The organism is Actinomyces oricola (assembly GCF_004104015.1).
Lineage (GTDB): Bacteria > Actinomycetota > Actinomycetes > Actinomycetales > Actinomycetaceae > Actinomyces > Actinomyces oricola.
In genome coordinates this window covers 101,576-118,750 of record NZ_RYFV01000002.1, presented here as the reverse complement: position 1 = coordinate 118,750, position 17,175 = coordinate 101,576, and the positions used below count along the sequence as shown (strand labels likewise).

Sequence of the window (17,175 nt, the reverse complement as noted above, 5' to 3'; positions counted from 1 at the left end):
GGTGGGCGGGAGTGGTGCGGGATTGGTCAGGATTGGCGGAGTGTCAGGCGGGCAGGGCCAGGTGCACCTCGGTGCCTTGGGCGAGGCGCTTAATGACGGCGGAGCCCCCATGGCGCTGGACACGGGCGATAATGGACTCGCGCACGCCGTGCCGGTCGGCCGTCACCGCGTTGAGGTCGAAGCCCGGGCCATGGTCGCGCACGAACACCTCCAGGCGCTGCGGGGAGGCCTCGCTGTAGACGGAGACGGGTGGGGCGCCGTGGCGCACGGCGTTGGACAGGGCCTCGCGGGTCGCGGCGAGGATCGCCTCGGCGTCGGCGCCCGGCTCGCGGTCCCCCACGCAGACGACGTCAATGGGGATGCCGTGAAGGTCCTCAATGCCGGCGGCGAGTTCGCGCAGCTCGTCGGCCAGGGATGTGCCCGCCTCAGGTCGGTCGGTGTAGAGCCAGGCGCGCAGTTCCCGCTCCTGGGAGCGGGCCAGGCGGGCAACGGTGCCCGGATCGTTGGCGCGCTTGCGAATGAGGGTCAGGGTCTGGAGGACCGAGTCGTGGAGGTGGGCGGCAATGTCGGCGCGCTCGGCGGCCCGCGCCTCCGCGGCGCGGGTCTCCGCCAGGGCCCGGTTCGTGCGCAGCCATAGGGGTGCCAGGACCAGGGCGACCCCAACCACCAGGGCTATCCCGGTCATGGTGCCCGTGAGCAGAATGCCGGGAGGGGTGTCGGCGCCCAGCCACAGGAGGATGCCGACGGCGGCCAAGACCACTCCCCCGGCCAGGCGCAGGAGGGCGCCGCGGTCACGGCTGACCCCGGTGAGGGCATCGAGTTGGGACCAGGCCAGGGCGGCCCCTGAGGCAATGACGAGCACCGGCAGCAGATTGCCGGCGGGGGTCAGCACTTCGGTTCGCCACAGGGTGAGGAGGAGTGCGGCCAGCAGCAGCGCCCCACCGCCCAGGAGCTGGCGCACGCGGGTGGGCAGAGCCCAAACAGTGGTGGGCCGGGAAGCCAGCCGGGCCTGAGCCGGGGGGACGGCGCCGGCGGCCTCCGCCCAGGGGTCGGCTGTGGGCACTAGCGCCCACAGCAGGACGTAGAGCAGTACTCCGGCACCCCCGCCCAGGGCGAGTACCAGGGCGAGGATGCGGACGCGCGCCACCGGCACCCCCAGGTGGACGGCCACGCCGGCGCAAACCCCGGCGAACCGGCGCCGGGGGCGGGGTGCTGCGGGCAGGCCGGGCACGGGAACCGTTGAGGGTCTGCGCCGGGGACGGCGCAGCGGCAGGCGGGTGGCGCCCCTGGGGGGCGTGTTCCATGCGTTCCATGCGCTGGGAGCGCCCTGGGCAGGGCCTGGAGCGCCGCCGGGCACGAGGGCATCTGGAAGGGCGCCCGGGCCCAGGGCGGCCGGGCTCACTGCTGCGGTTGGAAGGTGCGTGACGGCGCCACCGGGAACAGCTCGTGCAGTGGTGCCCTGTGGGGTGGTGGTCCGTCGTGGGAGGCCCTCGTGGGCAGGTGCCCCGGCAGGTGCTCCTGGCGCCGTCGTCGTCATGGCCCCATCGTGACACGCTGTGGGGCCGCCACGGTGACCGCATGGGGGCAACCAGGGGTCTCAAGCCCAGAATCCGGGGCCGCTCAGGGGGTCCCCCCATCGCCGCAGGGGGCCGGCGCACCCGACCATGGGTTTATGAGCGATTCCCCGACCCCCAACGATCCGGCAACCCCCAAGCACGAGCACGAATCCGCCAACCCGCCCGACGACCCCGGCGCCGCCTCCGAGCAGGCGCCGGCGTCTGGCACGCAGGCACCGGCCGACTCTTCGGGCGCAACCGGCCCCTTCACGGGCCCGGCCCCAGCCGGCCCCCACTCCCGGCCGGGCCCGCCCCCTGGCTGGAGGGGCGCCCCGGGCGGCCCCCAGCAGACCCCGCCCACGGGTCATCCCGGACCGCAGCCGGGCCCCAACCATGCCCCCTACACCGCCACGGGCGCCCCCGGCCCCCAGCCGTTCACGAACCGGCCCGCTAGCTCCGGGTTCTTCAATTCCTTGCGCCGATCGGGCCTGGTGCGGCCCCAGGAGCGCTGGATCGGTGGTGTGGCCGGCGCCCTCGCCCAGCGTCTGGGCCTGGACCCGATCCTGGTGCGCTGCCTGTGGGCGGTGCTGGCGGCCTTCAGCGGAATCGGCCTGATCCTCTACGGGTTGGGTTGGGCGCTCCTGCCCGAGGAGGGCGACGGCCGCATTCACCTGGAGCAAGCCATTCACGGCAATGTCGACGTCGGCTTCGCCGCCGCCGTGGGCACCTTCGTGGCCGGATGGGTGCTGGTGGACCACGGCCTGCTCCCCACCTGGTACATCGGAATGTGGGAGGACTCCCAACTAAGCACGGCGTTCAGGAGCGTCCTGATCGTCGTCCTGATCCTGCTGCTGGCATTGTGGCTGCGGGAGGGCCGTCGCCGTCGCCGGGCCAGGCGCATGGGCGCCACTGGGCCGGTTCCGGGCGGGGCCTGGGCGGCCGGGCCGGAGCCGGCCCCCACGGGGCCGGGCGGGCCCGTCCCGGGCACCGGGGCGCCCATGGGCTCTCCCATGCCACCGGCCGGGGGCCCATTCCCCGCAGGGCAGGCGGGCCCACGTTCTGCCCCCCAGCCGGGCTGGCAGCAGTCCGCATGGCAGGAGGGTGCCGCGGCCGCCCACGCCGCCAGGCCCGGCGCACCCACCGCACCGCTGCGCGGGGCCCCAGCCCCCTCCCAGGGCCCCGCCCCTGCAGCCGGGCCCATGCCAGGTGGGCCGCTACCCCCAGCGACCCAGCCCCCGATGGCCCCCATGGGCGCCGGCTACCCCGGGCAGGGCGCTCCTGCGCCCGCCGCCATGCATGGTGCCGGCGGTCCGCAGGGGCCCGCCGTCCCCGGCGGCTCATTCCACCCCGGGGCCCCGCAGCCGGCGCCTCTGCCCACCCCCAGGCCCCGCATTCCCGGGCCCGGGCGCACCGTGGGCCTGCTGATTCTGGGCACGATGCTCATTGCCCTGGCCGGGCTCGCCTGGGCCCGCACCAGTGACCTTCTGGACGATGTTCAAACACCGCTGCTCGCCGTGGGCACCGCCATGACCCTGCTGGGTGCCGGGGTAGTGATCTCGGCCCTGCGGTCACGGCACGGAGGCTGGATGAGTGTCATCGGCACCCTGATGGCGATCCTCCTGGCCGTCCCCATGCTCATTGTGGGATCGCTATTTCCCGGGGCCACCGGGCACTCCCCCTACCAGCACCTGCTCAGTTCACACACGATCACTCTCAGCGACGCCGATTTCGCCGCGGAAAGCTCCAATGCCGGGGTCACCATCGACCTGGGCGAGTACGCCGCGGGCGCCATCACCCTGGATCTGCGCGACCTGACCAGTGACCACTCCTCCTCCAAGATCCAGATAGAGATCGGAGCGGGCACGCTGACTATCCTCACCCGTGAGGACCAGCCCATTGTCTTAGAGGCCGACAACGGCCTGGGAACGGTAAGCGGGGCGGTCACCGGCCCCTGGCCGACCACCGGAGCCCCCCTGGACGCCAACATCCCTGCTGAGGAGAGCGTCCCCGGGCACACCTTGGAGGGCGCTGACGTACCCAGCTACAAGTTCAACTACACCACGGCCGGTCGGGAGGACCTCACCCTCTCCTCACCCCGGGCCTCCCAGTCCGGCTCCGGCCTGACCGTTGAAGCCACCGTCGGGGTGGGCATTATCAACGTTAACGAGTACAACTCGGAACTGGTCTGGTACGGCAACGCCGACGAGGCGGTGTGGATCGTCTCGTCCTGGATCGACCCGACGACGGGCTACCACGAGGGCGACGCCCTCCCCGTACCCGGCATGACTCAACCGGCCATCTCCTCGACCACCGCTGAGGAGTGCATTGCCCAGGCCACCGCCGATTCATATTCGGAGGACCACTACTGGATGGACCTGAGCACGCTCAGCCCCCAGGAGCGCACCTCCTACGACTCCTGCGTGCAGGAGAAGCTGGACGCGCAGGCTGCCGGCCCCTCTCAGCCCGGGGACGCCACCGCCGACCCGAGTGCGGACGCCAGCGCGTCGCCCTCCGTCCCCGCCGCATCGGGCACAGCTGAGCCCACAGCCACCCCCACCAACTGACTGCCCTGTCAACCAACTGCGAACGAGGTCACCACTATGAGCACCAGCGACCGCGACACCACCCCCACCACCGAGATGTCCCTGAAGCTGGGCGGGGCGCCCGCCCGCCCCGAGGATGCGCCCGCAACCGCCGATGGGACGGCCGTGGACCAGCCCCCGATTGAAGCAACCGCGCCGCTGCCCGCTGCGACAAGCCCGACCAAGGCGCCGCCAACGCCGAATTCTGCCGAGGAGGCGGCGCCGCCGCTGCCCGGATCCCCCGCCTCGTCCGGTTCCCCGGCCTCCAGCGCCGGCTCCGCGGCTGAAACGGTGTGGAGCGCTAAAACAGTCCAGCGCGATGCGTCGGCACCCACCCGCGGACGGGTGCGTACCTCGACCCTCATGTGGGGGCTTGTCCTCCTGGCCCTGGGTGGCCTGCTGATCGCCGTCGGACTCGGCGCCAGGATCGACCTCGTCAGTGCCTTCATTGTCATTGTCGGAGGCCTGGGGTTCCTGCTCCTGATTCTGGCCCTGGTGCCCAAGCGGTCCCGAGCGGGGGATCAGTGAGGAACAGCGGGGGCCGGGGCCTCAGCGCTGGTAGACAACCTTCGCCTTAAGGTCCTCCACGGCGTCATCCCCCAGGTAGAAGCGCACAATCTCCAGGCCGAGGTCCACCGCCGTGGCCATGCCGCGGCTGGTCAGGAGATTGCCGTCGACGACAACACTGGCTTCGCTGGTCCGAGCCCCGTGCTCGGCCAGCACCGCCATGAAGGCGGGGTTCGCGGTCGCCCGACGGCCCTCCAGCAGTCCCTCCTCGGCCAGGATCGAGGGGGCCGCGCAGATGGCGGCCACCGCCCGGCCCTGCCTCATGCGGGCGGTAACCTCCTCAACCAACGGGGCGGTCGCCTTGAGGTTGGGGGTACCGGGGATGCCGCCGGGCAGGACGACCATGTCGTAGTCGGACAGGTCCACTTCGGCCAGGAGGCGGTCGCAGGTCAGAATAATCCGGTGGGAGGAGGTCACCTGGAGGCTCTGGCCCACGGCGATCATGTCGGCACGGATCCCCGCCCGGTAGAGCAGGTCGACCACGGCCAAGGCCTCGACCTCCTCTAGCCCCTCGGCAATGAGGACGGCGATCTTCTTATCGGTGGTGAGCTGGTCGGGCGTGGGCACGGTTCCTCCTGTGGTGGGTCGTAGTGCGCCGGTCGCGCTTGCCCTAGACCTTAATAGACCTTAGTAGACCTTAATCCGCCCGCCGGCCCTGTGGGCCGACACGGCACGACCCGCTGCCAGGTCCACTGCCGCCGGCCCCTAGCACACGCGGGCGAGGTGCTCCAGAGCGCGTTGCAGAATCCCGGTGGCGTCAATGGGGGCGTAGAGGGATAGCCCGCTATCAGTTACGGAGACCTCGACTGTGCCGTCCTCATCAATGACGACGTCCTCCCCTTCGCCGATAACGCACACCCAGGTCTGGCCCGCGTGGCGGGTGCCGACCCTCATCCTCTTGGCGGCTGCGCAGCGGTCTGAGATTAGGACGGCCAGGCCGCTGGCCGGGTGGTCATCGTCCCCTTCACGGGTGAAACCAATGCACTCCGGTGAGTCGATGTAGTCGTGTTGGGGGCCGTGGGCCAGGCTGCGGCGCGCCCGCATGAGCAGCGGCAGGTCCGTGACCGCCGGGATGTCCCCGGTTTCGGGCGTACCGAATAGGTCGCCCCAGAAGACGCAGGGCACGCCCTTGTCGCGCAGGAGGATCAGTGCGTAGGCCGAGGGCTTGAACCATGGTTCGACATAGGACTCCAACGCCTGCCCGGGCTGGGTGTCGTGGTTCTCCACGAAGGTGATGGCGTTCTCGGGGCGGACCTGCACGACCGTGTCCACAAACATGCCGGACAGGTCGAAGCCGCCTTTGCCTTCCGAACAGGAGGCCAGATAGAAGTTGTGGTGCAGAGGGCTGTCGAATAAGTCCATAATGGGCTCTTCCCCCAGGTAGTTCATCATGAGGTCAATGTCCTCGGTCCAGTACTCCCCGACCGTGGGCAGGGCCTTGCCGGTGGCCCTGCGCAACTCGGGCAGCCACTGGCGGAAGAAGCTGCGACCAATGTGCTTGACGGCGTCCAGGCGCAACCCGTCCACCCCGGTGGTCTCCAGGAACCACTGGCCCCAGCGCTGGAGCTCGTGGGCCACGGCCGGATCGGACAGGTGGACATCGGCACCCATGAGGTAGTCGAAGTTGCCGTGCTCCTCAGCGACCTGTTCATGCCACTGTTTGCCCTCGAAGAGCCACACGCCATTGCGTCCAGTGGCCTCATCCCAGTCGGTGCCCTTAAAGCAGCGCCAGTTCCAGGTGAAGTCGGAGTAGGCGCCGTCACGACCGGGGAAGGTGAAGCGGGTCCAGGCGGTGATGGTCTCCGGCGGGCCCAGGACCCGGTAGCGGTCCTTGGGGTCCACGGGGGTGGCCACGACTTCCTCGGTGGCGTCGGCGCCCATGCGGTGATTGAAGACGATGTCGGCCAGAACCACAATGCCGGCGTCGTGCAGGGCCTTAACGGCCTCAATGTACTCATCCTTGGTGCCGTACTTGGTGGCCACACTGCCCTTCTGGTCGAATTCGCCCAGGTCGTAGAGGTCGTAGACGCCGTAGCCGACGTCGTTTATGCCCTCGTGCCCCTTGTAGGCCGGTGGGAGCCACATGGAGGTGACACCGGTGGCCGCCAGGAGTATGGCGTTGTCGGCAATGAGCCGCCAGTGCGTGCCATCGGCGGGCAGGTCCCACGTGAAGCCCTGCAGGAGGACCGGATTGGTGGGGGCCGTCAAAGTGCTTGGGACTGGGAGTTGCGTCACGGTCCTTGATCTTGCCATGACTACGCCGCCAGTGGGGCCAGGCCCGGTGGGCTGGGCGCTGTCACTGCGAAACCTCCCCGGCCCCCAACACACCGGCCCACTCCAGGAAGTCGATACTCTGACGTGTGGCCGCCACCAGGTGCTCATCTGCGAAACCATGGGCGGCGCCGGGTACGGTCACCAGGCGCGCGTCGGGCAGGATTGCGGCCGCCCGCTGGGAGACCGCCAATGGCACGTCGCGGTCCTGGTTTCCGTGGACGATCAGCACCGGGCCGCGGAAGCGGGCGAGTTCAGTGTCAACGTTCAGGTTCCAGGCGTCGGCGGCGTAGCGGCGCGATAGGAGGATGTCGCGCCCCTCGACGCGGTGGGTGAAGGTCCGGGGCACGGCCGACAGTGCGCCGAAGCGCTGCCGCAGGGACTCGGGGGACCCCAGCGCCGGGTACCACAGGACCAGGGCCATGATCTCGTGGGGGTGGCGGGCGGCGGCCAGGGCGGCGACGAGTCCGCCCAGGCTGCGGCCGAAGAGCGCCACGCGACTAGTGTCCACGAAGGGCCAGGTGCGGGCCGTGCGCACCACGGCCCGCACGTCATCGAGCTGGGTGCCCACGCTCATGGCGGTGGTCGGCCCGGCCGTAGGGGCACCGCCGCCGCGGAAGGAGGGGCAGACGGTGGTGGCGCCGGCCAGGGTGAGGCGTTGGGCCAGAGGTGCGACCCGCAGGCCGGACTCCCCCAGCCCGTGACAGCACACGACCAGCGGAGCGCGCTCGCGCTGGGCCGCAGCCCGGCGCGGGACGTGGACCAGGACGTGCACGAGCCCTCCCGACCCCGGCGACTCCAACGGCACCTGACCCGGAGTTGCCGGGCTTCCTGAGACAGCCGCCGCGGCACCGTCGTCCTCGCCCACGGGCACGCTCGTCTCCCGGACCAGGTAGTCGTCCATGGCTCCCCTTTCGCCGCCTGAGGGCGGGTCCGCCACCCCGAGGGGGAGGTTACGCGACTACGGCCGGCAGTGGAGCCCGGCATCGTTGCGACATCGTTGGGCCGCCGGCCGGGCGGGCCGGCGGCCTGGGAGCATTCCCGGCCCGGTGGGAGCACGCCGCGCAGGTGCAGATCAGGCTGTCGGGCTCGTGCTGGGCGCCCTCGATGTGTACGAGCACGCCGCGCGGGCGCGGGTCAGGCGTCAAGCACCCCGATCTGTTGCAGGTAGGCGGCCGTAGTGCCCACCGCCTGATCCCAGGCGGCCTCGGAGAAGCCGTGCCCGGCGCCGTCAATGGTGACGAGTTGGGCGTCGGGGTAGGTCTGGACGGCCTGGCGGGAGTAGTTGATGGGCACGAGGGCATCCGCGGAGCCGTGAACGAGGAGGACCGGAGAGGCGTAGGAGGGCAGCTCGGCGTAGACGTTGTAGTCCCACATGTCCTCCACGTAGACGCGCCCCAGGCTCAACGGCCCCATGTCGTAGCTCTCGGGCACCTCGTCCAGGGAGTCGAAAAGGAGGTGGAGGTCGTCGGCAATGGAGAAGGCCGGGTACCACAGGGCCAGGCCGGCAACCTCCTGGGGGTGGCGGGAGGCGGTAATAGCGCTGACGGCACCGCCCTGGCTCACCCCCTGGAGAACGATCCGCTGCGGGTCGACGGACTCCCATTCGCCGGCTCCAGTGCGCGCCGTCTCCAGGACGGCCTCCAGATCGGTGACCTCGGTCATGACGGACATGCGCGTGGTGTCCCCGGCTGCAGGGCCCCCGCCGCGGAAGGCGAAGCAGTAGGAGGCCATCCCCACGCCCGCGAGGGCCTGGGCCACCGGGTCGAGGTCGCTCATGGAGCCGCCCAGCCCATGGGAGCAGACAACCAGGGGAACAGCGGCGTCGGTGTCCGGCACGTAGAGACGGCCGTCCATGGACTCCCCCTGGCTGACGACGGCCACGTTGTGCGCCCGGTAGTCGTAGGCGGGCACAGACGCCAGATCGAGTGGGCTGAGCGTGTCCGCCGGCTGGGGGGCAGTTCTGGAGGCATCGGCGGTCGAGGCGGGGGCTGAGGGGGTGCGGTTGGAGGGGCCGGCCCCGCAGGTGGCGACAGCGCCCAGGAGCCCGCCCGCGCCGACGACCCCCAGAGCCCGAACCAGGCTTCTGCGGGTGATCAACGGGTGTGCCATTGTTCTCCCCTCCCGGCCCCTGGGCCGGGGCCGTGTGCGGGGCACCCTACCGCCCTGGGCTGGGCGGCCCCCTAGAGGGTTCTGTCAGCCGGGCATGGGCTCGGAGTACCCGTGCAGCCGGTAGCGGGACTGCCGAGTCGACTCTGGTGGAATCCGCGTGGCCGACGACGGGTCGCCGGAGCTGACCGCCCTCAGTGGTTCCGGGTCGGGTGGTCCTGGGGTTGACCGGCGTCAGGGATGGCGGCGCCCTCCAGGCGCAAGAGCGCTGTCTTGCGTCCAGTGCCACCGGCGTAGCCGGTTAGTGAACCGTTCGCCCCCAGAACGCGGTGGCAGGGCACCAGAATGCTCACCGGATTGCGCCCGACGGCCCCACCGACAGCGCGCGCCGAGCAGCGCCCGCCGCTGGCCGCCTCAATGTCCGCGGCAATCGCCCCGTAGGTGGTGGTGGCGCCGCGCGGGATGAGGCGCAACTGCGCCCAGACCCGCTCTTGGAAGGCGGTGCCGTGAGGCGCCACGGCCGGCGGGGGTCCAGGGTCGTGTCCTGCGAAGTAGGCGTCCAACCAGGCGCGCGCCTGCGCCAGAACGACCGGCTCCTCATCGCCGGGCTTGAGGCTGACAGCGCCGTCGGGCAGGCCCTCGCGGTCATGCTCCTGTCCGTCGAACCAAGCCCCGGTGACGGCCCCGCCGTCGGGCATGCCCTCCCCCACCCGGCAGGCGAGCGTCATGGGCCCCAGGGGTGAGAGGTAGCCGGACAAGTAATGCACAGGCCCATGGTCTCATGCCGCAGGCCCGCTGCGCCACGGGCCGCTGGGCCCCGGCCGTGCTGGGATTCGGCAGGACAACCGGGGCTCAAGAATGCCTCCTCAACGCTGACGATGTGTTCGCGCGAGCCGCCGCTTTCGCATGGCCAGCGCCACGCCCACGATGATCACCGAGTGCAGCAGCCCGAAGATCTGCGAGAACAGGAGGGCTGCGAGAGGGCTCATGGGCCAGGCGCCGAGAGAGGCGGGGATCTGGCTGAGGTTGGCCACGCTGTGGGCGAGCAGACAGGGCCACACGCTCCGCCCCGCCAGGCGCAGCTCGGTGAACAGTGGGGCCCAGGACATGCAGACCGGAACGGCCGTGAGGGCGTAGACGAACCGCGGTACGTCCCAGACGCCGCGCATGAGAGTCTCATCGAGCAGGAACAGGTAGTAGGGCAAGTGCCACAGGCCCCAGACTGCGCCGGAGATGATCCACACGGCGATATCGGGCAGTCCCCGGACCATGAGCGCTGGTGCGAGGTAGCCCCTCCAGGCGCCCTCCTCGGCGATGTTCTTGACCAGGGTCGGCACGACGGCGGCCGCCACCGCCGGCACATAGGGCCCCGGATCCGCTGGCTCAAGGACCCCGCACACCCAGCCGATGACGAGAGTGACAGTGAAGGCCACGGGGAAGATCGCGAGCGCCAGGACATACGCGCTGGGGCGCCCGGGCTTCCATGAGGCGAGGTAGGCGCGGCGCCTGGAAGGGTCGCTCAGCGCGAGTGCCGCACCGGCGAGCAGCGGGGTGAGGATCCAAATGAGGGCGCCATGGGACTCCATCGAGTCGGGGACGCCTGCCAGGCGGTTGACGGCGAGGCCGATCCAGCCGGAGGCGAGGGTGATGAGGACGAACAGGGGCAGAGAGGCATGTGATCGCACGCCCCTACTGTATTTTGCAAATATTCGACTTTGCAAGTATCAGTCGAGTGCGACACCCGCCCGAGCGGCGTCGGCGCGCACGGCCCGTCTCGTCTGCTCAACCCAGTCCAGCTCGTACTGATCCCCGGCGATGCCGTAGCGCAGGATCGACGCCTTGAGGGTGGTGTCGAGATTGTTCTCCTCGATCTCGATGGCCCCCAGGGACTCCTGGTCGGCGCGGATCATGCGCTCGACCTCGTCGAGGAGCGCCAGCACCTTCGTGTGCCCCAGGGGTGCGGCGAGGAAGACCCGGGCCAGCATGGCGTCCTTGGGCCGGCGGGGCTCCAGGGGGCCGGCGAGCCAGGCCTCGAGCTCGGCGCGGCCAGAGTCGGTCAGGGAGTGGACACGGCGGTCGGGGCGGCCGCTCTGGGCGATGACGCGCGTGGAGATCGCGCCGTCGGCCTCGAGGCGGTCGATGGTGCGGTAGACCTGGGACTGGTCGGCGTGCCAGAAGTAGACCACCGAGCTGGCGAAGGCGCGGCTGATGTCGTAGCCGCTGAGCGGCTCGCCCGCGAGCAGGCCCAGGATCGCGTGCCGTAGCTTCATGCCCTCACCGTAGACCAGGAACTGCTCACGCTTCGCGCCGCCACCGCCTCAGGACCGCGCCGCGAGCTCCTTGTCCAGGGTCCAGATCCCGACGACGGACAAGGCTCTTCCAGTCCGCTCACAGTACTGCTGCCGCTCCACCAGGATGCTGAGGTCTCCGCCGCCTATCGCTCCACGGCTCGCCAGATTGACCCAGGACTCCCCCGTGCCATCCCCATCCAGGAACGTCTGCAGGAACACACCATCCCACTGGACCTCGTCCAGCACTCATGGCGCCTTACCCTCGACGACCATGCGGAGGATATTGGCGAAGCGCTCCGCCGCCGCCCGCCGGTTACCTACCTTGACCTTGCTGATGTGGTTGCCCGTCTCGACGACAGCTGTGATGGGCAGGAGGAAGGTGTGCCCCGCCTTTGTCCGCTCCTTGAGGTCGCGAAGGACCTGCTCCCGCTCCTCCCCCTCTTTCGACTTGCCCGGCACCGCGACGATGTGGTCAAGGATGGATGTATCGATGAACCAGGTGCGGGGCGCCATCACTGGGCTCCGATGAGCCGCAGGAACTCTGAGTAGTCTGCCCGCTCCTCCTCAGCGGGCCCGGTGAGCAGGCCTTGGGAGACGACGCGCCCAAGGGTCCCCCGCGCCATGGCCCGGTCGTAGCCGGGGAGGTCTGGCATACGCGTCACCTGGCCGTCGTGGCAAACGAGCACATCCCTGGCATGCGCTCCCCCGATCGCATCGAGAAGCGCTGGCGAGTGGGTGGTGATGATGACCGAGACTCCCGCCTGTCCGGCCGCCTCCTCGACGAGCTCGAACAGGCGCGCCGCATGCGAGGGGTGCAGGCCGTTCTCAATCTCCTCAATGGCGAGCACTTGCCCGAAAGCTCCGAATCCCGACGATTCACCACCGGCTGGCATCTGAAAGCCACCACTGCGAGGAGCAAGCAGGAGCGCAGTCGCGATGCCCAGGAACCTGAGCAGTCCATCGCTCATCGATCTGGCGTCCGTGCGACTGGTCTCCGACTCGTTGAGCGCCAGCATGACCTCGCGCCCCTCGTCGGCGGTGACGAAGTCGAGCGACTTCACGGGGCATCCTGCGACGTCGCGCGTGAGAGTCTCCAACCTGTCGAACAGGCTCGGGTACCCATCCTTCATGAAGTGAGCGACGGCAGATAGATTGGCCATATCCGGCTCGATGGACAGGCTGTCCTTCGGGACATAGGTCCGCATGCGGGATGCATCGACAGCGATAATGACCACGTCCCGCAATGCCTGTGCGACGATGGCCGCCGCCTCGGCAAGCAGTTGATCAGGTGAATCGATCTCCACACTCCCCAGGAAGGACAGGGCGGTATTCTCCGCGGAGACGGAGAACGGCGCTTTGCTCTCACCAATCATGATGCTGTTCATCTGCGTACTGTCATTTCCTTGAGCAAGGAAAGCCGGAGACTGCTCCATCGCCGGGCCGGTCTCCTGGCAGTAAAGCGCCTCTCGCACTACCCTGATGTCAGGGCTCACCTCGACCTCGATGTCGTACAAGTACTCCACCGGGTCCTCGCCGTCGACGCGCACCGTGCACCCGAGCTCGAAGGTGGTCTCCCCGTAGGGGGCCAGGCCCCGGGAGCCGCCGCGCACAGGGCCGCCTCCTCGGCGCCTGCCGTCAAGACTGTCACGCAGGCGCTCAGGCGTGGCCAGCCGCGACAGGACGTCCAGGGCGTCGAAGACATTCGACTTCCCGCTGGAGTTCCGCCCGGTCAGCACCGCCAGCCCGTCGAGTGGCACGACGGCATTCCGGAAGGACTTGAAGCGGGTGAGCCGCAACTCGGTCAGGCGCGACGTCTTCATGCCAGCATGCTACTCAGGCGATTCCGCCTCAGCGCAGCCGCAGGATGACCGAGTCCCAGCCCGCAAGGGCGGGGCGCCCCGGCCTGGACACGCCGTTCTACCGCCCCTGCTGCAGATCATCGAGTCGGTCAACAACACCCTCACGAGCCAACTCGACTTCGAGCGCCACGGCAGTCGGCCTTCGGTGGCGCGGTGGTCTCCACGGAGCGCAAGCCACCGTTATGTGCGGAATCACAGTTGAAGTAGCCTCCCCATGGCACCCGACACTTCTGACACGACAGATAGAGGTTAAGGAGCACACGGATGCAGTACACGGCGCTAGGTGACTCGGGGATCCGCGTTTCGCGGGTGTCCATGGGGTGCATGGGGTTCGGGGAGGCCTCGGCGGGACAGCACTCCTGGACTCTGGACGAGGACGCTTCCCGTGAAATCATCACCTACGGCCTGGAGCAGGGGATCACCTTCTTCGACACGGCCATTGGCTACCAGGGCGGTACCAGCGAGCAGTACCTGGGTCGGGCCCTGCGCCAGTGCGCCCGGCGGGAGGAGGTGGTTGTGGCCACGAAGTTCCTCCCCCGCCCCGCCCAGGCCATTGACGCCGGCCTCAGTGGCGCCGAGCATCTGCGCCAGAGCCTGGAGGCCAGCCTGCGCAATCTGGGCATGGACCATGTGGACCTGTACATCCTCCACATGTGGGACTGGGGCACCCCGATCGAGGAGTACCTGGCCGCCCTCACCCGGGCGGTGCGGGAGGGCAAGGTCCGCGCCATTGGTATCGCTAACGCTTTCGCCTGGCAGGTCGCTCAGGCCAATGCCCTGGCGCAGGCCCACGGTTGGGAACGCTTCGTGTCCGTCCAGAACCACTACAACCTCCTGTTCCGGGAGGAGGAGCGGGAGATGACGGTTTTCGCCGACCAGAACAACATTGCCCTGACCCCCTACAGCGCCCTGGCCGGAGGTCGCCTGGCCCGCCCGGTGGGCACTGTCACGCGCCGGTTGAGGGAGGACGCCTACGCGCGCATGAAGTACGACGCCACCGCCGAGGCCGACGCTGTGGTGATAGATCGCGTGGCGCAGGTGGCGGCCAGGCACTCGGCAAGCATGACCGAGGTCTCCTTGGCCTGGCTGCTGACTCGCACAGCGGCGCCGGTGGTGGGAATGACCAAGCGCTCTCATGTGGAGGGCGCTGTTGGCGCCATGGATCTTGTGCTCGACGACGCCGATCTGGCCGCCCTGGAGGAGGCCTACGTGCCGCACCCCCTGGTTGGGGTCATGGCGCAGAACACGCCCGCTGCCGCCCGCCTGAACCGGGCCCGGCACCGAGCCTGACCACCCCGGGCCCCGCAGGCGGAACGCCCGACTCGCGCTGCCTGTGGCGCGCGAAAGCGGCGCCTCACAGACGCAACGCCACCTGTAGCGCCTTCACGCGGCCCGGTGGCGCGGGTGACCGGCTCTCCCCCGCGCCACCGGGTTTGAACAAGCCGCCGGCGGGCCGAAGTCTCTCCTGGAGTCGCGCTGCTCATCGCCCCGCAGTGAGCCCGACTCAGTCCTCCTGGTCCTTCTGATCCTTCCACCTTTTGAGGCCGGGCAGGACAGCGGCCATATAGGAGATGGCCTCATCCTCGGTAATGTGGACGCCCTTGGACATAAAGGGGGCGCTGTACTCGATAAGCTCCTCCATCGGCCCGGGGGCGGTGAACTCCCCATCCTGGTAGCACCAGGCGCAGTAGTCCTCAGACCTCACGCCGTCGGCCTCGCTGCCGTGCTCCTTCTCAGTGGTCAAGGGCATGGCGCAGCTCTGACAGAAGGGCTCGGGCGGCATCTCCAGCAGGCGGGTGACGGGAACGTCAAGGGTGACGGCAAGAAGCTTGCACATATCGACGCCCGGTGTCGTCACCCCGGTCTCCCAGCGCGAGACCGCCTGCCGGGTCACGAAGATCCTGCCCGCCAACTCACTCTGCGTCATCCCCCGGGAGGTCCGGGCCTCAGAAATTACCTCTCCAATGGACACTGTGCGTCTCCTTTCCGCAGCCCTCATCACCGGCCGCCGTCTCAAGGAAAGCACGAGGCCGCCCGAATATCGAGCAACTGGATGTTGCCCCCATGCGAGGCAGAGCGGAAGGACGGATCGTCACACCGTTCAGCGGCAGCCGGGCGTCAGTCCCTCATGGTCAGGATCTCCTCCACGTCCACGTGGGAGGGGGCGAAGGCGGCCAGGCGACTGTGGGCCGTGTGGCCCACCGCAATACCGGTGGCGAGCGTCTCCTCCTCGCCGATCCCCATGACCTCGCGGACCGCGTCAGGGCGGTTGACGAGCGCATAGGCGTTAATGGCGCCCAGCCCCTTGTCGAACGCCGCTCAACGAACGCGGCGACACCGTGGAGTATCACAGACTGCAGGGCGGCGGATTCATGAGTTTGAAGGCGAAGGACGACGTCGTACACACCAATGGCAAATCGAATGTGTCCTACGACAGCAGCGGCGCATTGAGTTTCTTCTCCGACGATCTTGACGCCGACTTCGCCAATGGTGTGATCACGTTGATCGAAACACTCGGGTTCGTTGATGAGGACGTGGGTTTCGATGGCTCCTCCCACCACTTCCGCCCCGTGGAAGCATGACGGAAAGCGGATCAGCAACCGAAGGCGAGCCGTTTCCCGCGGCCTCAGTTGAACTCATTGAGCATGAGCCATTCGGTGTCGTCGGCGCCATCCCCGACGATGCGAAAGCCCACCCGTTCGTACAGGCGCAGGGCTGGATTGCCCTTGGCGACGCCGAGCGATGCCCGCAGGTAACCGGCCTCCCGCAGCTCCTCCAGCATTAGGCGCAGCATTCGGGTACCGATCCCCCGCCCACGAAACTCCCGGTATAGGGAAATTGCGAATGCCGGCGTCGTCGCATCCAGTCGGCCGTAGCAGTCGGTCGTGCGCACCCAGCAGGCGCCAATCGCCCTGCCGCCCACCTCCGCCACGAGCGCTCGGTCATCGGGCAGCGTCCCGAATCCCTCGAAGTGGGCACGGCACTTCGGATCGTCGTCAATGATGCTGCGCGGAGGTCGGGTGGAGACCCCCTCCGGCACGTAGATCGCCTCGTACAGGAAATCCTCCAGCAAGTGCGCCTCGCCCTCGCGCAGCGGGCGAATGACCGCAGCGGAGTCTTCATGCATCTTCGTCACCTTGCTGCCCTCTTTCCCGCATTGGACGCTTTCGACGCGCCCACTCCTCCGGCGTAGGGGATGCGGAAGTAGTCGAGGTGCTGCTTAAACCGGTCCTGTGCCTCGCGGCAGGTCTCCAAGAGGAATCCCGGCTGTGATTCCCATTCACGCAGGCCCCGGTAGTAGAAGGCCTTCATATCGTCGGTGATGACAAAGGGTACGACATCGCTGGCCAGGCACTCCCCCAGCATAATCAGTCTCCCGACCCGTCCATTACCGTCTTGAAAAGGGTGGATGCGCTCGAAGCGCACGTGCATGTCGACGATCTCCTCCAGCGTATGGGGGCGCTCCGGCTCATACCCGGTCAGGAGAGCCTCGATCTCCTCGGCGACATCCTCGGGCGCAGTGGTCGGCATCCCGGACACCTCGTTGGGGATGCGCTTGTAGTCACCCACGGTGAACCACTCCTTGGCGGCGTCGCCCGTCGCTGTCTTGAGGACGCGGTGCAAGCACTTGATCATGTTCTCAGTCAGTGGCTCGCCCGCGTGGTCGATGACGGCGTCGACGGCTCGGAAGTGGTTGGAGGTCTCGACGACATCGTCGACGCGCACGGGTCCCTCAGAAATGTCGATCGTGCGGGTCTCGAAGATGAGACGAGTCTGCTCCTCGGAGAGTCGACTCCCCTCAATGCGGTTGGAGGAGTAGGTGAGGTCGACCTGCAGGCGGTGGTAGATCCCGCCCTTGATCCTCTCCGCCTTCTCCGCCCGCAATCGGTCAAGCAGCACGGACCCGGGCGAGGTCTCGGGGACGCCGAGCATGCACGCC

19 protein-coding genes are annotated in these 17,175 nt (G+C 68.8%); 4 read left to right on the top strand and 15 right to left on the bottom strand.

Annotated elements, in window-relative coordinates:
- Positions 1–43 precede the first annotated feature (43 nt).
- Positions 44–1,537 carry a PspC domain-containing protein gene (locus EUC46_RS02015; protein WP_128772532.1) on the bottom strand — a complete coding sequence of 498 codons (1,494 nt, stop codon included), beginning with the start codon at positions 1,535–1,537 and terminating at the stop codon, positions 44–46.
- A 135-nt stretch (positions 1,538–1,672) separates the two neighbouring features.
- Here EUC46_RS02015 and EUC46_RS02010 point away from each other — a divergent pair, with 135 nt between their 5' ends.
- Positions 1,673–4,120, top strand: coding sequence for a PspC domain-containing protein (locus tag EUC46_RS02010; protein ID WP_128772531.1), 2,448 nt, complete (start codon positions 1,673–1,675; stop codon positions 4,118–4,120).
- A 36-nt stretch (positions 4,121–4,156) separates the two neighbouring features.
- A complete protein-coding gene (locus EUC46_RS02005) occupies positions 4,157–4,666 on the top strand; it encodes a hypothetical protein (RefSeq protein ID WP_128772530.1) in 510 nt (169 codons plus the stop codon).
- 21 nt (positions 4,667–4,687) lie between these two features.
- On the opposite strand, the gene EUC46_RS02000 is transcribed toward EUC46_RS02005, so the two are convergent.
- From EUC46_RS02000 to EUC46_RS01955, 10 genes are all read right to left on the bottom strand, one after another.
- Positions 4,688–5,272, bottom strand: coding sequence for a DJ-1 family glyoxalase III (locus tag EUC46_RS02000; RefSeq protein ID WP_128772529.1), 585 nt, complete (start codon positions 5,270–5,272; stop codon positions 4,688–4,690).
- Positions 5,273–5,410: 138 nt separating this feature from the next.
- Positions 5,411–6,958 carry an alpha-amylase gene (locus tag EUC46_RS01995; protein WP_128772528.1) on the bottom strand — a complete coding sequence of 516 codons (1,548 nt, stop codon included), beginning with the start codon at positions 6,956–6,958 and terminating at the stop codon, positions 5,411–5,413.
- A 43-nt stretch (positions 6,959–7,001) separates the two neighbouring features.
- A complete protein-coding gene (locus EUC46_RS01990) occupies positions 7,002–7,880 on the bottom strand; it encodes an alpha/beta hydrolase family protein (RefSeq protein WP_128772527.1) in 879 nt (292 codons plus the stop codon).
- Positions 7,881–8,113: 233 nt separating this feature from the next.
- The gene (locus EUC46_RS01985) at positions 8,114–9,088 is read right to left on the bottom strand and encodes an alpha/beta hydrolase family protein (RefSeq protein WP_128772526.1); all 975 of its coding nucleotides are present in this window, start codon (positions 9,086–9,088) and stop codon (positions 8,114–8,116) included.
- Between the two features lie 191 nt (positions 9,089–9,279).
- Positions 9,280–9,852 carry a methylated-DNA--[protein]-cysteine S-methyltransferase gene (locus tag EUC46_RS01980; RefSeq protein ID WP_128772525.1) on the bottom strand — a complete coding sequence of 191 codons (573 nt, stop codon included), beginning with the start codon at positions 9,850–9,852 and terminating at the stop codon, positions 9,280–9,282.
- A 99-nt stretch (positions 9,853–9,951) separates the two neighbouring features.
- Positions 9,952–10,770, bottom strand: coding sequence for a CPBP family intramembrane glutamic endopeptidase (locus EUC46_RS01975; protein WP_128772524.1), 819 nt, complete (start codon positions 10,768–10,770; stop codon positions 9,952–9,954).
- Between the two features lie 39 nt (positions 10,771–10,809).
- Positions 10,810–11,355 (bottom strand): PadR family transcriptional regulator, encoded by a 546-nt coding sequence (locus tag EUC46_RS01970; RefSeq protein WP_128772523.1) that lies wholly within the window; start codon positions 11,353–11,355, stop codon positions 10,810–10,812.
- 48 nt (positions 11,356–11,403) lie between these two features.
- Positions 11,404–11,595 carry a hypothetical protein gene (locus tag EUC46_RS01965; protein ID WP_128772522.1) on the bottom strand — a complete coding sequence of 64 codons (192 nt, stop codon included), beginning with the start codon at positions 11,593–11,595 and terminating at the stop codon, positions 11,404–11,406.
- Between the two features lie 27 nt (positions 11,596–11,622).
- Positions 11,623–11,889, bottom strand: coding sequence for a hypothetical protein (locus EUC46_RS01960; RefSeq protein WP_128772521.1), 267 nt, complete (start codon positions 11,887–11,889; stop codon positions 11,623–11,625).
- The gene (locus EUC46_RS01955) at positions 11,889–13,196 is read right to left on the bottom strand and encodes an AAA family ATPase (protein WP_128772520.1); all 1,308 of its coding nucleotides are present in this window, start codon (positions 13,194–13,196) and stop codon (positions 11,889–11,891) included. Before EUC46_RS01955 ends, EUC46_RS01960 begins: the two co-directional genes overlap by 1 nt.
- 303 nt (positions 13,197–13,499) lie before the next feature.
- On the opposite strand from EUC46_RS01955, the gene EUC46_RS01950 reads away from it, so the two are divergent.
- On the top strand, positions 13,500–14,525 hold the full coding sequence (locus tag EUC46_RS01950; protein WP_128772519.1) for an aldo/keto reductase: 1,026 nt from the start codon (positions 13,500–13,502) through the stop codon (positions 14,523–14,525).
- 214 nt (positions 14,526–14,739) lie between these two features.
- Here the strand turns inward: EUC46_RS01950 and EUC46_RS01945 are convergent, their stop codons facing one another.
- Together EUC46_RS01945 and EUC46_RS13225 are read right to left on the bottom strand one after the other, a co-directional pair.
- Positions 14,740–15,207: a zinc ribbon domain-containing protein gene (locus EUC46_RS01945; protein WP_128772518.1), complete on the bottom strand. Its 468-nt coding sequence runs from the start codon at positions 15,205–15,207 to the stop codon at positions 14,740–14,742.
- Between the two features lie 146 nt (positions 15,208–15,353).
- Positions 15,354–15,479, bottom strand: a complete 126-nt coding sequence (locus EUC46_RS13225; RefSeq protein WP_277750463.1) for a hypothetical protein — start codon at positions 15,477–15,479, stop codon at positions 15,354–15,356.
- Positions 15,480–15,607: 128 nt separating this feature from the next.
- Here EUC46_RS13225 and EUC46_RS01935 point away from each other — a divergent pair, with 128 nt between their 5' ends.
- The gene (locus EUC46_RS01935) at positions 15,608–15,817 is read left to right on the top strand and encodes a hypothetical protein (protein WP_128772517.1); all 210 of its coding nucleotides are present in this window, start codon (positions 15,608–15,610) and stop codon (positions 15,815–15,817) included.
- 44 nt (positions 15,818–15,861) lie between these two features.
- Here EUC46_RS01935 and EUC46_RS01930 read toward each other — a convergent pair whose 3' ends face one another.
- The gene (locus EUC46_RS01930; protein WP_128772516.1) at positions 15,862–16,362 is read right to left on the bottom strand and encodes a GNAT family N-acetyltransferase; all 501 of its coding nucleotides are present in this window, start codon (positions 16,360–16,362) and stop codon (positions 15,862–15,864) included.
- Positions 16,363–16,367: 5 nt separating this feature from the next.
- Positions 16,368–17,168, bottom strand: coding sequence for a Fic family protein (locus tag EUC46_RS01925; protein WP_128772515.1), 801 nt, complete (start codon positions 17,166–17,168; stop codon positions 16,368–16,370).
- Positions 17,169–17,175 lie beyond the last annotated feature (7 nt).